Origin of the sequence: Treponema parvum, from assembly GCF_017893945.1 — a bacterium.
Classification (GTDB): domain Bacteria; phylum Spirochaetota; class Spirochaetia; order Treponematales; family Treponemataceae; genus Treponema_D; species Treponema_D parvum_A.
This window is the reverse complement of sequence record NZ_CP054257.1, coordinates 410,691-425,200: the sequence shown is the minus strand read 5'-3', so window position 1 is coordinate 425,200 and position 14,510 is coordinate 410,691. Positions and strand designations below refer to the sequence as shown.

Sequence of the window (14,510 nt, the reverse complement as noted above, 5' to 3'; positions counted from 1 at the left end):
TTTTGCCTCTCAAGCCGTTTCCCATTCAATCTATTCGATAAGAAACAATCTGTCGCTTAAAACCCAACCGCCGTTCCCATTATATGAAATATACGTCCAGTTTCCTACTCTTTCCAAAACTTTTACGCGAAGCCCGCCCGTCTCTTCATGTGAAACGACAGCCGTGTGTTCCGGCACCGGACTGAGGCTTCCTCCCGCAAAAACGGCATACCTTTGGTTCAGTTTTATCCGGTTTACAACGAGCATGACAAACATTGCCGCAAATAAGATCAAAAACAACACGAATATGCGTTTTTTGAAAAAAACGGCCGTCAGCGTTAAAAGACCGAACAGAACACAAAGCGCCGAACACCAATAAAACAATGGAACGCTCGGTTCGGTAACGCCCGTCGGAATACCGAAGCGCTTTTCATAGGCAATCCTGGCCTTGCAGCTTGCGCTGAAGGGCAAAGATTTCCGCTCTTCACAGCGAAGATCGGCCAAACGCCTGCATTCCTCTTCTTGAAGAGAAGTCATATGCGCTTCTTTTTCCTGTATTCCCGAATCTTCAAAAGCGTAGGCAAAAAGGGAGTTCGCCTTATCCGTGTCAGACGGCGGACCGTAGGGGGTTTTTACGGATATGCTTGCAGAATCTTTTTCAAACGGTGCTTCATCCGGTTCCAAAACCGTGATCATAGAAAAAGGCGTGTATACTTCAACCCTGGAACCGTTGTAAGCGGTTGCGGTTATTTTGATATTCGGTAAGCTCCACTCTCCGGGTAAAAGCGGCCTCCATTCAAAATCGGCTACGGGAACTTCTTCAGCAAAAAACTCCCGGCCGCGGGGCTTGCCTTCGGCAATCTCATATCTCTTAATCTCCGTAAACAGAGCATCCTTTTGCAGTTCCCAATCAAATTTAACTATCTGCAGGACGTATTTTAAATAAACGGTAAAATAAACAGATTCTCCGACGACGCACGACAAAGGCTGAGTTTTTACGTCGTCTGAAAGGGATAAGAATTCCCTGTTTCGGGAAGAAACGGCGCCGACATTGGCGGCGTCCGCATCGGCGGCGACGGATTTGTCATTTCCTAAAAAATCGCCGCCGGACGAAACCTTGTCTTTGCCGCCGGCTGCATTCAGACTAAATCTTATGATCATCTTAGGCAAAACGGTATCAGGATTTTCCTGAACCGAGACTTTTGCAAAGGGAATGCTGTAACGGCGGCCGTTTATGACGGCCGTAAGAGCCGGGATCGTAAAATTTCCGGGGGATTTAAAAGAAAACCAAAACTCAAGCCTTGTCCCCCTGTCACGGTCGGAATCGATAAAATCCGAACGCCTTGAAGAGACAAACTGCACGTGTTCGGGCAGTACGGGCATGGCAGTCTGCACTTGTTCGGGCGGAACGCCCGGAATCGTAAGAACAAAACCGCATTCCTGCTGAGTAAAGGCAGTATCGGCGAGAGGAAGCACTTGCAAAGATCGTATCTGTCCGCGATTCAGTTTTTCCCCATAAGAAGGAAAAAGAACAGCTGAAAACAAGAATAATATCAGTAATCTACTGTTGCACCGCCGTTTTTTTGCGGCTGGAACGTCCTGTTTTTCCATTTTTTTTGCTCATTCTCCCGTACTTGATTGAAAACTGCGTCCGCAACCGAAGATTTTTTTTCTTTTTCCTGAGAAACGGCTGAAGCGGGCTGCTCGGCCGATTCAACGGGTTTTTCTTCCTGCTGGCGCAAAGATATTTCCAAGTTTATTTTTGATTCTATGCTTGAAGGCCGTATTAAAAGCGCTTCTCTGAATTGTCTTACCGCTCCGTCGTAGTCTCCCCTGCGGTAAGCGATGATGCCTGTGTTATAAGACGCGGCAAACCGTATATTGTCGGCAGCTGAGGGAGAAATCTGCTCAAAGCGTAAAAGCGAAGCGTCGTATTCTTCCTGCATCATATAGGTGGATGCAAGGCCGTAAAGCGCATATTGCGCCAAAATTTCGTCGTTTTTAGAGACGGCGGCTTCTATGGTGTTAAAAAAAACGACCGTCGCTTTACGATAATTTTGCTGGTGCCATTCCCATGTGCCCTGCATGAGTTTTTTTGCACCCTCAAATTCCTGGCTGCACGAGGAAAGGCTTAAAATCAAAAATATGCATAAGAGCGCGGAATTTGACGCCGCGCCGGATCCGGCCGATTTTGCCCTTCGAAGTTTGCCTTTTAGAGCGTATAAATCGCATTCGCGCATAAACACACCTAAAATTATGGATATTAAAATAAACGCGATAAAAATTCCGCGTCTGTAGACGCGCTGCGTTTCCATGACAAAAATATTTTCTTTATCGGACGAATTGGACAAATCGGGCGAAGAAGAAACGTTTTTTTCTATGATTCTTATAATTTTAAGGGCGGATCCCGTTTCCGAAGCGTCGATATATCTTGCCGAAATCGCTTGTTCTCCGCTTCCTCTTATGCCGGCTTTTTTCATGGCGGAATTTACGCTGTCTTTTAAAAAAGCGGTTCTTAAAGCGGTACGAGCTACGGTCTTTCCGTCGCCCGCAATTATTTCACTCTCGCGTTCGGAACCGAAACCTATGAGCGTCACGGCGATATTTGTTTTTAGAGCTTCGGTCAATGAAGGTGTCATAAGTCCGTCGGTTTCGTCCCCGTCGGTAAAGACCAATATATGCTTAAATTGCGGAACATTCGCCGGAAAAGAACGGACGGCGGCACGAATTCCCCTGCCGAGGCTGGAACCTGCGGCCGTCATCATTTCAGGCGATAAATTTTCGACCGCGGTTTTTACGGCTTGGATATCTTCCGTCTGAGGGATGAGTATGAATCCGTCTCCTTTGGCAATTACTACCGAAAACGAATTTCCTTCAAGCCTGTCCAAAAGTTTTTCCGCATAGCGTATGGCGGCTTTAAGGCGGGTAAGGCCTTCGGGCGCGTCGTCGGCTAGCATGCTGTATGAAATATCGAACACAAGGCTTACAGCGTTTCCGCTTTTTTGCACAGGCACGGACGCGGTTCCCCATGAAATTCCCGCATACGCCAAAACAAGAAAAATCCATACGAGCGAAACCGTAAGAACGCTTGTAATCCGCGCCGATTTAAAACGGCGCAAGGCGTGAGCGGTGTTTAAAGGTTCCGCCTTGGGCACCGCATGTGAAATTGAAAATAATTTAAAAAACTTAAAGAACCTGACTGCGGAAAGAAACCAAACGGGAACGAGAAAAAACAATGCCCAAAAAGCGCGAGGATGTTCAAATGAAATATCCATCAGAAAACCTCCTTCAAAACTATCCTGCTTAAAATCCATGCCAGAGCAAAGGCTGTCGCGGCGGCGATTAAAATCTTATCGTAAAAATATTCGTCAACGGTTTTAAGATAATATGTCTGTACTACTTTTTCTCGGTTGCTGATATTATTCAGCGCGGCGGAAAGCCCCGCAACGGTTTCAGCGCTGAAATAACGTCCGTCCGTCATGAGCGCGATTTTTTGTAAGGGCGCAGGATCGAAGTCGGATTCCAAGTAGCCGTTGAAAACCTTTCCGGTAACGGGATCAGTGTATTGCAAAGGGACGTTTCCTCTGGTGCCGAGCCCAACTGTATACAGCTTTATGCCGTATTCAAAAGCCAGAGAAGCCGCAGTTTCAGGATGAATCGAACCGGCATTGTTTTCCCCGTCGGTAATCAAAATGATACATTTTTCAGGAGCCTTTGAAGAAGCCAGATGATAAACTGCCGTGCTCAATCCGGTTCCGATCGCGGTTCCTTCGCCTAAAGTTCCTACAGTCATCGTATCAATATGCTCTATAAATGTTTTACGGTCGGTAGTAGGCGGTACGCTGAGAGCCGCTTCCGTCGCCGTCTGTACAAGCCCGAACGACGCTCCCGTGTTTTGTTCGGCTAAAAAGCGGATAACCTGTTTTGCAGCTTCCAGCCGCGTAAGCCCGCCCATGTCTCTTGCCGCCATAGAAGGACTTACATCAAGAACGAATAAAACATCGTTCCCTCTGGACACATACACTTTTTGATCATGATGAATCACGGGATCGGCAAACGCCAGCACTACAAGAACATAGCCTGCCAAAAACAAAGCCGTTTTTATTACGGCGGTAAATTTAAAAAAGCCTCCTTTCCATTTAAAAGCGCTTCCTCCCCAGTCCGAAAGGATAACGGGAAAAGCGGGACTGGAGAAAACCTTCGCTTTGCGGAGTAAAAACAAAAACAAAACAGGGATAAAAAACAAAAAGGCAAAAGGATTCATAAAATCTATCACGGCGTCGCCTCCCCTTTTTCAGGCTTTTTATCTTTTTGCACTTGCTTGATTTGCCTGTCAGGATCTTCAAAAAACGATACCAATTCCTTTGCCGTGCCTGCCGCTTGTTTTCTTTCGTCTTCGCTTAAAGTCGTCGTGTATTCGCTTACGGGAAGCCGCATTGAATCGAGCGAGCCTCGCGCATATCTTATATAATCCATTCTGCGGAATAAGGTTTCAAGGTTTTCGATTCTGACAGAATAAGAAAGCGGTATATCGCCTGCAAAAAGCTCATAAAAAAAAGCTTCTATTCTGTCCGAAGTGAGAGAAAGAAAAATTTTGTCGAACCTGTACGCCAAATATTTACGCAAAATATTTTCCATCGTTTCGCAAAAAACATAATCATCCGTATCTTTTTCGTTTTTTGAAAGCCGTCTTAGCGCGCGACGCGCTAGGCGTGCGTTTTGCATATATCCGAAAAAAAGGATTAATGACGAAAACCAGCCGGCGACGCGCTGAAGATTGAACAAGACCCAGACCAGAACGATAAAGACTAAAAGAAAAAATATTCCGGCGGCGTAAATTGCGTATATCGTGCCCGGAATTAATATCGGCGGAGCCGGAGACTGCAGAACGCGTCTTCCCGTTTTTTCCGTTATCGAAGAGACGAATACGGGTGAAAGATCCACAATAAAACCCGAATAATTATTGTCCAGAACGGTTAAAAGATCAAACGGAGGAATATCGATTTTTCCCGTCCTCCAAGGGATAAAAGAAAACGTCAGAGTGTACTGATTTCCGGATCTTGAAAGATTCCCGCCTAAAATTGTATACGAATCCGTAATAAATTCCTTTTCTTCAAAATAAACGGGGACGGAATCTTTTCCGTCTATGGGAAATGCTGCCGGAGAATAAAACGTGTATGATATTTCCGCGGTATCGCCTATGAAAATTTCACGCGGCGAAATAGTCTGCGACGCTTGAAAACTCTGCGCTTGGCAAAAAAGACAGATTTTAAAAACAAACAATACGGCGAGCGTCTTTTTCATAAGCGGGGACGCTCCTTTTTTTCAAAAAACTGCAGGAGAACTTTAAGCGGATCGTCTTCGCACGACATGACAAGAGGAACGCACGAATGTGTCAGACAATACTTTTTCCATACTTCTTTTCTGAAATTACTGTCGTCACGCCATTCTCCCTGCAGCACGGAAGAAGATGTTGGCAAAGAAAGGCGCATTCCGCTTTCGCTGTCGATAAAATCCAGCGTCCCAAGGTCGGGCAGTCTTGTGTCCATAGGATCGCTTATTCGCACGGCGACAAGATCATGTTTTGAGCCTAAGAGGGCAAGCTCTCTTTCCCAACCGGTGCAGCGGAAATCCGAAAAAACAAACACTAAGGAGCGTTTCCTTAAAAGCTTAAAGGCGCCGCTCAAAGCTAAGGGGAGCACGGAACCGGGCGCTGCGCCGTCCGGAAACTCTTCGAGCTTCGACAAGAGCATCATGATATGGGTGCGCCCGCTTTGAGGCGCGCAGGAAAATTCAATTCTTCCGTCAAAAAAGACTACGCCTACGGGGCTTGAAATGTGTTCGGAAGCCAAAACAAGGAGCGCGGCGGCTTCACAGGCCTGTTCAAGGCGGGTTTTACCCTTGGACCCGGTACTCATGGAAAGCGAGCGGTCTATTACAAAGAACACGGGCAGTTCCCGCTCTTCTTCAAATGTCTTTACGAACGGCCTGTCCATGCGCGCCGTAACGTTCCAATCGATCGATCGTACGTCGTCTCCTAAAAAATACTCGCGCACGCCGTTAAATTCTATTCCCTGTCCTTTATATAACGAGCGGAAAGAACCGCTTTTCATGTTTTGCGCCAAAGCGGCGGCGGAAATTCTAAGCAAGGCCGCCCGCCTTACCAAAGATTCGCGATCATCCTGTAAAAAACGCTTCATATCGGATACCGCCTAAAAATTACGGAAGCGGCATAAAATTCAGTATCTTTTCAATGAGATCATCGGAAGTAACGCCTCCAGCCGCAGCTTCGTAGGACAAGACGAGCCTGTGGCGCATAACCGCCGGAGAAGCTTCCTTTACGTCTTCAGGAAGGACGAAAGACCTGCCTTTCATCAGGGCCAGAGCCTTCGAGCATTGCAGCAAGGCAATCCCTGCGCGAGGAGACGCCCCGTAAGAAATGTAGCGGGAAATTTCGTCGGGAGATCTTTTGATCACTGAAATATGTCCGTTCTTTTTTTCATTTGAAGGACGTGTAACGTTTACTATAGAAACTATGTACTCCACGATTTTATCGTCGCACGTAATGTGATCAAGGAGAGAACGAACGCGCAAAAGAGAATCGGACGTAAAAATCTTTTTTACGCCTATTTCGTCAGCCTTTCCGGCGCTTTTTACGATTAAGCATTCTTCTTCGGCGGAAGGATAAGAAACTTTGATTTTAAGCAAAAATCGGTCGAGCTCCGCTTCCGGCAGGTTATAAGTTCCTTCCTGCTCTATGGGATTCTGCGTCGCAAGGACAAAAAACGGTTTGGGCAGGGGGTAAGTGTTTTCACCTATCGTAACCTGCCGTTCCGCCATAGCTTCAAGCAGAGCGGACTGTACCTTTGCCGGCGCGCGGTTTATTTCATCCGCAAGCAGGACGTTTGTAAAAACAGGCCCCTTTCTTACGGAAAATTGTCCGGACGAGCGTTCGTAAATAAGGGTGCCGGTAACGTCGGCGGGAAGCAGATCGGGAGTAAACTGAACCCGCTTAAAATCGAGCCCCGAAACATCTGAAAACGCCTTTACCGCGAGTGTTTTTGCAAGACCGGGAAGCCCTTCAAGCAAAACGTGCCCTCCCGCGATAAACGCCGTCAATATGCCGTCAACGACCGCCGTCTGTCCAATGAGCCGTTTTGAAACTTCTTTTCTGCACTTTTCTATTAATGTCCTGCAGTCTTCCAATTCCTGCCGGATCTTTTCATTATTTTCCATCTTATCTCCAAAAGGAGCTGCCGAAAACTTCAGCCGGTTTCCCTAGCGGCCCCTTTGTCTTGACACTTATATTTTTTTTGAATAATGTACTTTATCATGTTACACCCGTTAGCACAAGAATTAAACGCAACCTTAAAAGGTACCGTAACCGGCGACATGCTTTCCGACGAAGGCCTAAGGATATATTTTCCTAAAGGCATTATCGCTCAAAGCGCGGAAGCAAAAACCCACGCTAAGACCGCCAACGCTACCATAGGAACGACGGTGGTAAACGGAACAGTGGCTATCTTGCCGTGCATACAAAACCGCGCGCCTTCTTTAACGCCGCAGGAATTTGTGAGCTATGCGCCTACGGCGGGAACGATGGAACTCCGCAACATCTGGAAGTCCAAGCTCGCCGTTAAAAATCCCGGCCTTGCAAAAAAGAATATTTCCACGCCTATAGTTGTCCCCGGGCTTACTGCCGGGATTGCCTGTATAGCCGAGCTTTTTTTAAATAAGAGGACGCCGCTTTTGATAGCGGATCCTTCGTGGGACAACTACGCCCTTATAGTCGAAACGCGCTGCGGAGCAAAACTGCATCAATTCAAAATGTTCAAAAACGGAGCTTTCAATATCGAAGGCTTTGAAAAAGCCGTAGCAAAAGAGGCAAAAACGGGATTCGTGCGGTTGCTGCTGAATTTTCCGCAAAATCCTTCAGGCTACAGCCCCACTTCCGAAGAAGCTGAAAAAATTTGCGCTGTAATAAAGAACACGGCTAAAGCGGGCGCCCGCATACTTGTCGTAAGCGACGACGCTTACTTCGGTCTTAACTATGAGGACAGCATTGAAAAACAGTCGCTCTTTGCCTACCTTGCGGACATACACGAAAACGTCCTTGCCGTTAAGATCGACGGTCCCACAAAAGAAGATTTTGTATGGGGATTCCGCTGCGGTTTTATTACATTTGCATGGAAGGGCGCCGGTGAAGCTCAATACAGGGCGATTGAACAAAAACTCACAGGACTCATACGTTCTACGGTTTCCTGCTGCTCGACCCCCGCTCAGTCAATAATTCTTAAAGCCTTTGAAGACCCTGCCCTAGAAGACCAAAAAGCTTATTACAGAAAGATCCTTGAAAAAAGATACCGCAAAGTTCTTGAATTTGTAAAAAGCCGTAAGTCGAAAGTTGTTTCGCCGTTGCCTTTTAATTCCGGTTATTTTATGAGCCTGCATTTAAATGGGGTTGATGCGGAAACGCTGCGTGCAAAATTGCTTAAAGAAAGAGGTATCGGGACAATTTCCATAAATCCGTCGACGCTGCGTGTAGCTTTCAGCAGTCTTGACGAAAACAAAATAGAAACCGTATATTCGGCCATATATGAAATTGCAGAGAGCCTTGCGAATTAAAACTTTTTTTTGCACGCTTATACCGCTGTTTTTGTCCGCTTTTTTATCGGTTTCATGTAAAAACGCATCCAAGGAAACGGTTGTTATTTGGACGAACAGAAGCGAATTCGTTCCTTATTCGGAAGTTTTTAACACTCAGCAAAACAAAATAAAGGTTCTCATAGTTTATAAAGCCAATCCCGCAGACTCTCTTCCCGCCGTAAAGGACGAAGTTCCTCCCGACATAGTGATCGGAAGTCTTTTGCGCACCGAAAGGAAACGAAAGCAATTCAGGTCTCTCAGCTACATGTTTACAACCGGCGAAATAAGCGAAAGCCTGTTTTACGACAACCTGCTTGACAGCTGCCGCAAAGGCGACACTATTTACCAGATTCCGGTAAGTTTTAACGCCCCCGCAATTGTTTTTTCCGTTGACAATTCGGATCTGATAAAAGAGGACTATATGCTTTCGCCGGATCAGATACAGGCTGCCGGCGCCTTATACAATCAAAAAAACAAAAACAACCTTTACACCAAGATGGGATTCGCTCCGCAATGGTATCCGGAATTCCTTTATCTTATGGCAAAAATGAATTCCGGAAAATTTGCGGAATCCGGAAATTCTTTTTCATGGAACAATACCGAACTCAACAATACCGTAAACATCCTCAGGAATTGGACGAACGGCGCTAACACTTCCGCAGCCGACGAAAAAGACTTCGCCTTTAAATATCTTTACACGCCGCCTTATAAGCAAGTTCTGTCAAAACACTGCCTGTTCGCCTTTGTGACAAGCAACAAACTGTTTTCGCTTTCGGAAGAACAGCTGGAAGCCGTAGATTTCAGATGGATACACAAAAACAACAAGATCCCCGTGGACGATTCCATGGTAACGCTGGGGCTTTACCGCCGTGCGCCGAACAAAAACAATGCCGAGCAATTTATAAAGTGGTTTTTTACGGAAAAAGCGCAAAAAGCGATGCTGGAACACGTGCGTGAAATGAATCTCAACACTTCTACGTTCGGCATATCGGGAGGATTTTCTACGCTCAAAAATGTAAACGAACGCATATTCCCGACATATTACCTGGCGCTGCTTTCAAACATTCCCGTAGGGGAATATCTGGAAGCGCCTCCAGTGCTCCCGCTGCGGTGGGAAAGCCTAAAAGAGAGGGTGATAATACCGTATCTGTACGACGCCGTAAATTCTCCGCCGGGATCCAACATACGCACGATCGAAGAAAGAATCGGCGATTGGAGCAAACAGTTCTTTTAAGGCGAATGTCGGGTTTCTAGCGCTGTGCGCAAAGTGTGCTTTCGGTCAGCGGCTTGAAACCGGCGGACTTTTATTAAACTTTTCATAATTTTTTCCGAAAATATAGGCAGAGGGTTCGTTCCGTTCAAAAATTGAAGTTTTTGGGCGGAAACGTAAAGATTTTGCCCGGCGCACGGCGCGGATTTCGGAGAGCGTTATGATTTCAAACATTCGTTCGTTAAATGCCTACTCGTACAACGGATTGTCCCGCTTAGGGGGATCTGCGGGAAAACTCTATGTGCCCGTAAATCCTTCTTCCGTAATCTACGCGCAATTCAGCCATATCTCAGGCATAGCCGCAAGAAAAGGCCAAAGCGGCGTTTCCATAAATAAAATACAAATCCTAAATACTTTGATCGATAATCTTAATAAAATAAAAAGCGGGAATTTTCCGAAAGCGGATTCTAAGATGAGCGAAGCCCAAGCCGAAGTTCTCATAAAAAATTATCAGAGTCAGATACGGTCGGCGGCGGAAACGGCAAATGTGGCTCCGTACGCGCTTGCAGGCGTACAGCCCCAGGCAGGCGCTCTTTTTTCTATCGATGTCTAAAAAAAAGCCTTACCGCAATTTCGGGGCATAAAGACAGCCTTCCAATATAAAACTTGGCTTGGCTGCGCCGGCCTGCACGGCGCATAAAAAATTAAATACAGCCGCGTACCCGGACTACACGAAAATGCAAAAGCCGCAATTCGCCTTAAACCTTCAGCTTAAAAAAAATCAGCCGTATAATATCCACAAAAGGATCGAAGACGCGCCGGTAGTTATAAGAGTAAAAGGAACGCCCACTTTTATCCATTTAAAAAAATTGACGGAGAGTCCTTCTTTTTTGAGTATTCCTATAGCCACAACATTCGCGCTTGCTCCGAAAGGCGTAAGGTTCCCGCCTAGACAAGAACCCACCAGCAGCGCAAACATATAAAGCTCCGGCGACACATTCATTCCGTGAGCAAGAGCCTGAGCTACCGGCAGCATTCCGATTATATAAGGAACGTTATCTATAAATCCGCTTATCAGAATCGACACGAACAGGATGAGCATAAAGCCTGAGAATTCACTTCCTCCTGTGATCTTTTTTAAAAAAGCCGCAAAGTCGTCAAGGAGTCCGATCTCCGCTACGGCGCCCACAACGATAAAAATACCGATCAAAAACGCTATCGTTTCCCAATCGAGCCCTTTTATAAGGGTTACGACGTCGCGGCCGCTTTTCTTTTGTATGACTTTAAACCAAACTATGCCTGCGATGCCCAAAAATAAAACGAGCAAGCCGGATAAAAACTCCGGCCCCGCATGCGACAATGAAAGCAAGGCAAGTCCCAATATCATTGCGCCCAAAAGAATTCCCGGAAAATACGATACGACGGCTTGCTTTTCAGTAGAAACGCTCTCTTTGTTTTTGGAAAAATAAGTGTAAAAAAACGCGCAGCCTGCGAGCATTCCCGTCTGCACGATAAAAAATATGGACGGCCTGCCTTCATGAAAGAAAAAGTCGTTAAAAGTATATCCGGCAAAAGAAGCAAAGATCATGGAAGGCGGATCGCCTATTAAAGTGGCCGTTCCTTCAAGATTCGACATTACGGCAAGCCCTATCATAAAATATGTGGGATCCATTTTAAGTTTGCGGCACAGCGCAAGCGCAATAGGGGCCATAACAAGGACGGTCGCCACGTTTTCCGCAAAGATTGAAATTATCCCGGTCATAACAAGGATGAGTATTATGGCTATTCCCGTATTCGGCGCGCTGTCGATAAGTATGTCCGCTATGCGCGTGGGAATTTGCGAATAGATAAAAAGAGACGCAATGATCATGCTGCCTACATATATCATAAGCACGTTCCAATTAACCACGTGGGTAAACATATAAGAGAGCGTTTCCCCGGCATTGACGCCGCCGAATATGCTTTGGGGAATAAAAACGCTCGCCGCAGTGACTATGAGAGCCGCGACTGCAGTTATGAGGCTTTTTTTTCCTTGAAACGCAATGATAAGCGCATACATAACGAGCGCAAGCATCAGCACAAAAATTTTCATATTACCGTCCTAATAAAAAATTCAGTCTCCGAAAAAAAAGACCTTTTGTCCAAAACCGCATACAAACGCATACGATCTTAGACAAAAGGTCTTGTTACCGGCCGTAAGCCGGGCGGCGGAACCAGGTTACGCTTTGTAACCGGGTATGTTGATTCCGCAGAAAAAACTACTCCCCGTTTTGCTTTATAAAACTATAACAGCACGAAAGGGCTCAGGTCAAGTGTTTTTTACAAACTAAGCGGCGCAAGAGCACCGGGGAAACATCGTAAACTACCGTTGAATATAAAAAACGACTACACTCCCGGCAGCGTCCTGCCGCCAGCCGCGGCTGACCGTAATAGGTATCGGACTGCGCTCGCTTTCTTCCGAAAAGCTCGCTTGCCAACGGTCAGAGCGGCTCTGCGTCAGTTCCCGCTGCCTCGCGTTCCATCGTTTTCTTTATGCCGATGCTTGTTTCATAATCATACAACCCCGGTGCTCTTGCCAAAAATCAGAAACGCCTGTCCGCCCTGATTTGATATATTTAAGAAAACGTCATTGAATAACAAAAAGAAAACCTGTATTATCTATAGCGGTCAGCGTTTGCTGTAAAATATTTTTAGGAAATAAAAGACTTTGTAAAGTTTTTTATTTGTAATCGGAATGACAAAATATTTTGATTACCGCCGGACAATTTTCGGCGATTCAGATAATTTTTGAAGGAGTTTATATGACGATCAATGACATCAAACATCCAAAACTTAAGGCTTGGATCGAAGAATGTGCAAAGATGTGCGAACCGGACGATATCTATCTGTGCGACGGTTCCAAGGCGGAATACGACCGCCTTATGAAAAAATGCGTCGACGCGGGGCTCGCCACTCCGCTTGCAAAAAAGCCCAACAGTTTTTTGTTCCGCTCGCTCCCGTCGGATGTAGCCCGCGTTGAAAACCGCACCTTTATTTCTTCAGTTAAAGAAGAAGACGCCGGTCCTACAAATCACTGGATAGATCCCAAAGAATTAAAGGCGACTATGCGCGGATTGTACAAGGGCTGCATGCACGGACGCACGATGTATATTATCCCGTTCTGCATGGGACCGCTCGGATCTCCTATCTCCAAAAACGGTATCGAGCTTACGGATTCCGAATATGTAGTTTTGAACATGGATATAATGACGCGCACAGGAAAGAAGGTTCTTGACCTTTTAGGTACCGACGGAGAATTCGTTCCCTGTCTGCATTCCGTAGGAAAACCGCTCAACAACGGTGAAAAGGACAACGGCATTTGGCCGTGTGCGGATCTGGAACACAAATACATATCCCATTTCCCGGAAGAACACCTTATATGGTCGTACGGTTCAGGCTACGGCGGAAACGCGCTGCTCGGTAAAAAGTGCTTTGCCCTTCGTATCGCAAGCGTTCTTGCACGCGAAGAAGGCTGGATGGCGGAGCACATGCTCATCTTAAAGCTCACAAATCCCGAAGGCAAAGTAAAATATGTAACGGGCGCATTCCCGTCGGCATGCGGTAAGACAAACCTCGCCATGCTTATTCCGACCCTCCCGGGCTGGAAGGTGGAAACCGTAGGCGACGATATTGCATGGATGAAATTCGGCAAAGACGGACGCTTGTACGCGATCAACCCTGAAGCCGGATTCTTCGGAGTGGCTCCGGGAACTTCCGAACATTCGAACAAAAATGCTCTCGTAGCGGCTTCAAAAAACACGATCTTTACAAACTGCGGTCTTACGGAAGACGGCGACGTTTGGTGGGAAGAAATCGGATATAAACCTCAAGGAAAAGAGATTGTCGACTGGCAAGGCAAAAAACGCCCCTGCCCTGAAACCGACAAAAACCCCAAAGACAAGTCTCAGTGCATAGCTCACCCGAACGCACGCTTTACGGCGCCTGCGTCTCAGTGTCCGTGTATTGCACCCAACTGGGAAGATCCTGAAGGCGTGCCGATAAGCGCCGTACTGTTCGGCGGAAGACGCCCGTCAACGATCCCGCTTGTACACCAGTCGCGCAACTGGAACCACGGAGTTTTCTTGGGTTCCATAGTAGGTTCCGAAATCACCGCGGCGTCCACAATCAATGCGGCCGAAGTCGGAAAGATCCGCCGAGATCCTTTTGCGATTATTCCTTTCTGCGGTTACAACATGGGCGACTACTTCCAGCACTGGATTAACATCGGTAAAAAATCAACGGAAGATAAACTTCCGAAAATCTTCTATGTTAACTGGTTCCGTAAGGATTCCGACGGAAACTTTATGTGGCCGGGTTACAGCGACAACAGCCGCGTATTGGCATGGATATTCGACCGCTGCGACGGTAAAGATAATTACGTAGATACGCCGATCGGTTTTATGCCTAAAGAAAACGCAATAAACACGCACGGACTTGACGAGAAGACAAAGAAGAACATGAAAGAGCTTTCTTCCGTCGATGTTGAAGGCTGGAAAAAAGAAATCAAGGATATCCGCGAAAACCATTATCCGAAATTCGGCAAACATCTGCCCAAGGAATTGAGCGCATGTTTGGATGATCTTGAAAAGAGATTGTCAAAGTAAAAACTTTACAAAGCGCCGGCGAAGGATGAAAT

Annotated in this window: 11 protein-coding genes; 4 read left to right on the top strand and 7 right to left on the bottom strand. The window is 46.5% G+C overall.

Annotated features, from left to right (window positions below):
- Positions 1–30: 30 nt before the first annotated feature.
- The 6 genes from HRI96_RS01945 to HRI96_RS01920 are packed head-to-tail and all read right to left on the bottom strand — an operon-like array spanning position 31 to position 7,215.
- Positions 31–1,590, bottom strand: a complete 1,560-nt coding sequence (locus HRI96_RS01945) for a hypothetical protein (RefSeq protein ID WP_210117855.1) — start codon at positions 1,588–1,590, stop codon at positions 31–33.
- Positions 1,533–3,254, bottom strand: a complete 1,722-nt coding sequence (locus HRI96_RS01940; RefSeq protein ID WP_210117854.1) for a vWA domain-containing protein — start codon at positions 3,252–3,254, stop codon at positions 1,533–1,535. The genes HRI96_RS01945 and HRI96_RS01940 overlap by 58 nt, the downstream gene beginning before the upstream one ends.
- Positions 3,254–4,255, bottom strand: a complete 1,002-nt coding sequence (locus HRI96_RS01935; RefSeq protein WP_210117853.1) for a VWA domain-containing protein — start codon at positions 4,253–4,255, stop codon at positions 3,254–3,256. The genes HRI96_RS01940 and HRI96_RS01935 overlap by 1 nt, the downstream gene beginning before the upstream one ends.
- Positions 4,252–5,283 (bottom strand): BatD family protein, encoded by a 1,032-nt coding sequence (locus tag HRI96_RS01930; RefSeq protein ID WP_210117852.1) that lies wholly within the window; start codon positions 5,281–5,283, stop codon positions 4,252–4,254. Before HRI96_RS01930 ends, HRI96_RS01935 begins: the two co-directional genes overlap by 4 nt.
- Complete coding sequence (locus HRI96_RS01925) at positions 5,280–6,179, bottom strand: DUF58 domain-containing protein (protein ID WP_210117851.1); 900 nt, start codon at positions 6,177–6,179, stop codon at positions 5,280–5,282. The genes HRI96_RS01930 and HRI96_RS01925 overlap by 4 nt, the downstream gene beginning before the upstream one ends.
- A gap of 19 nt (positions 6,180–6,198) precedes the next feature.
- A complete protein-coding gene (locus HRI96_RS01920; protein ID WP_210117850.1) occupies positions 6,199–7,215 on the bottom strand; it encodes an AAA family ATPase in 1,017 nt (338 codons plus the stop codon).
- Positions 7,216–7,299: 84 nt separating this feature from the next.
- Between HRI96_RS01920 and HRI96_RS01915 the strand changes: the two genes are divergently transcribed.
- The 3 genes from HRI96_RS01915 (at position 7,300) to HRI96_RS01905 (ending at position 10,448) form a co-directional block, all read left to right on the top strand.
- Positions 7,300–8,604 (top strand): aminotransferase class I/II-fold pyridoxal phosphate-dependent enzyme, encoded by a 1,305-nt coding sequence (locus HRI96_RS01915; RefSeq protein ID WP_256729271.1) that lies wholly within the window; start codon positions 7,300–7,302, stop codon positions 8,602–8,604.
- Entirely contained in the window at positions 8,576–9,859 is a 1,284-nt protein-coding gene (locus tag HRI96_RS01910; RefSeq protein WP_210117849.1) for a hypothetical protein, read from the top strand. Before HRI96_RS01915 ends, HRI96_RS01910 begins: the two co-directional genes overlap by 29 nt.
- A gap of 196 nt (positions 9,860–10,055) precedes the next feature.
- Positions 10,056–10,448, top strand: a complete 393-nt coding sequence (locus tag HRI96_RS01905) for a hypothetical protein (RefSeq protein WP_210117848.1) — start codon at positions 10,056–10,058, stop codon at positions 10,446–10,448.
- Positions 10,449–10,616: 168 nt separating this feature from the next.
- Here the strand turns inward: HRI96_RS01905 and HRI96_RS01900 are convergent, their stop codons facing one another.
- Positions 10,617–11,927, bottom strand: a complete 1,311-nt coding sequence (locus HRI96_RS01900; RefSeq protein WP_210117847.1) for an ArsB/NhaD family transporter — start codon at positions 11,925–11,927, stop codon at positions 10,617–10,619.
- 709 nt (positions 11,928–12,636) lie between these two features.
- On the opposite strand from HRI96_RS01900, the gene HRI96_RS01895 reads away from it, so the two are divergent.
- A complete protein-coding gene (locus HRI96_RS01895) occupies positions 12,637–14,478 on the top strand; it encodes a phosphoenolpyruvate carboxykinase (GTP) (protein ID WP_210117846.1) in 1,842 nt (613 codons plus the stop codon).
- The last annotated feature ends 32 nt before the right edge of the window (positions 14,479–14,510 follow it).

What these genes read in the sequence shown, in the direction of transcription:
- HRI96_RS01945 (WP_210117855.1), bottom strand. Translation starts at nt 1,590, where the DNA reads ATGGAAAAACAGGACGTTCCAGCCGCAAAAAAACGGCGGTGCAACAGT.
- HRI96_RS01940 (WP_210117854.1), bottom strand. Translation starts at nt 3,254, where the DNA reads ATGGATATTTCATTTGAACATCCTCGCGCTTTTTGGGCATTGTTTTTT.
- HRI96_RS01930 (WP_210117852.1), bottom strand. Translation starts at nt 5,283, where the DNA reads ATGAAAAAGACGCTCGCCGTATTGTTTGTTTTTAAAATCTGTCTTTTT.
- HRI96_RS01925 (WP_210117851.1), bottom strand. Translation starts at nt 6,179, where the DNA reads ATGAAGCGTTTTTTACAGGATGATCGCGAATCTTTGGTAAGGCGGGCG.
- HRI96_RS01920 (WP_210117850.1), bottom strand. Translation starts at nt 7,215, where the DNA reads ATGGAAAATAATGAAAAGATCCGGCAGGAATTGGAAGACTGCAGGACA.
- HRI96_RS01915 (WP_256729271.1), top strand. Translation starts at nt 7,300, where the DNA reads ATGTACTTTATCATGTTACACCCGTTAGCACAAGAATTAAACGCAACC.
- HRI96_RS01910 (WP_210117849.1), top strand. Translation starts at nt 8,576, where the DNA reads ATGAAATTGCAGAGAGCCTTGCGAATTAAAACTTTTTTTTGCACGCTT.
- HRI96_RS01905 (WP_210117848.1), top strand. Translation starts at nt 10,056, where the DNA reads ATGATTTCAAACATTCGTTCGTTAAATGCCTACTCGTACAACGGATTG.
- HRI96_RS01900 (WP_210117847.1), bottom strand. Translation starts at nt 11,927, where the DNA reads ATGAAAATTTTTGTGCTGATGCTTGCGCTCGTTATGTATGCGCTTATC.
- HRI96_RS01895 (WP_210117846.1), top strand. Translation starts at nt 12,637, where the DNA reads ATGACGATCAATGACATCAAACATCCAAAACTTAAGGCTTGGATCGAA.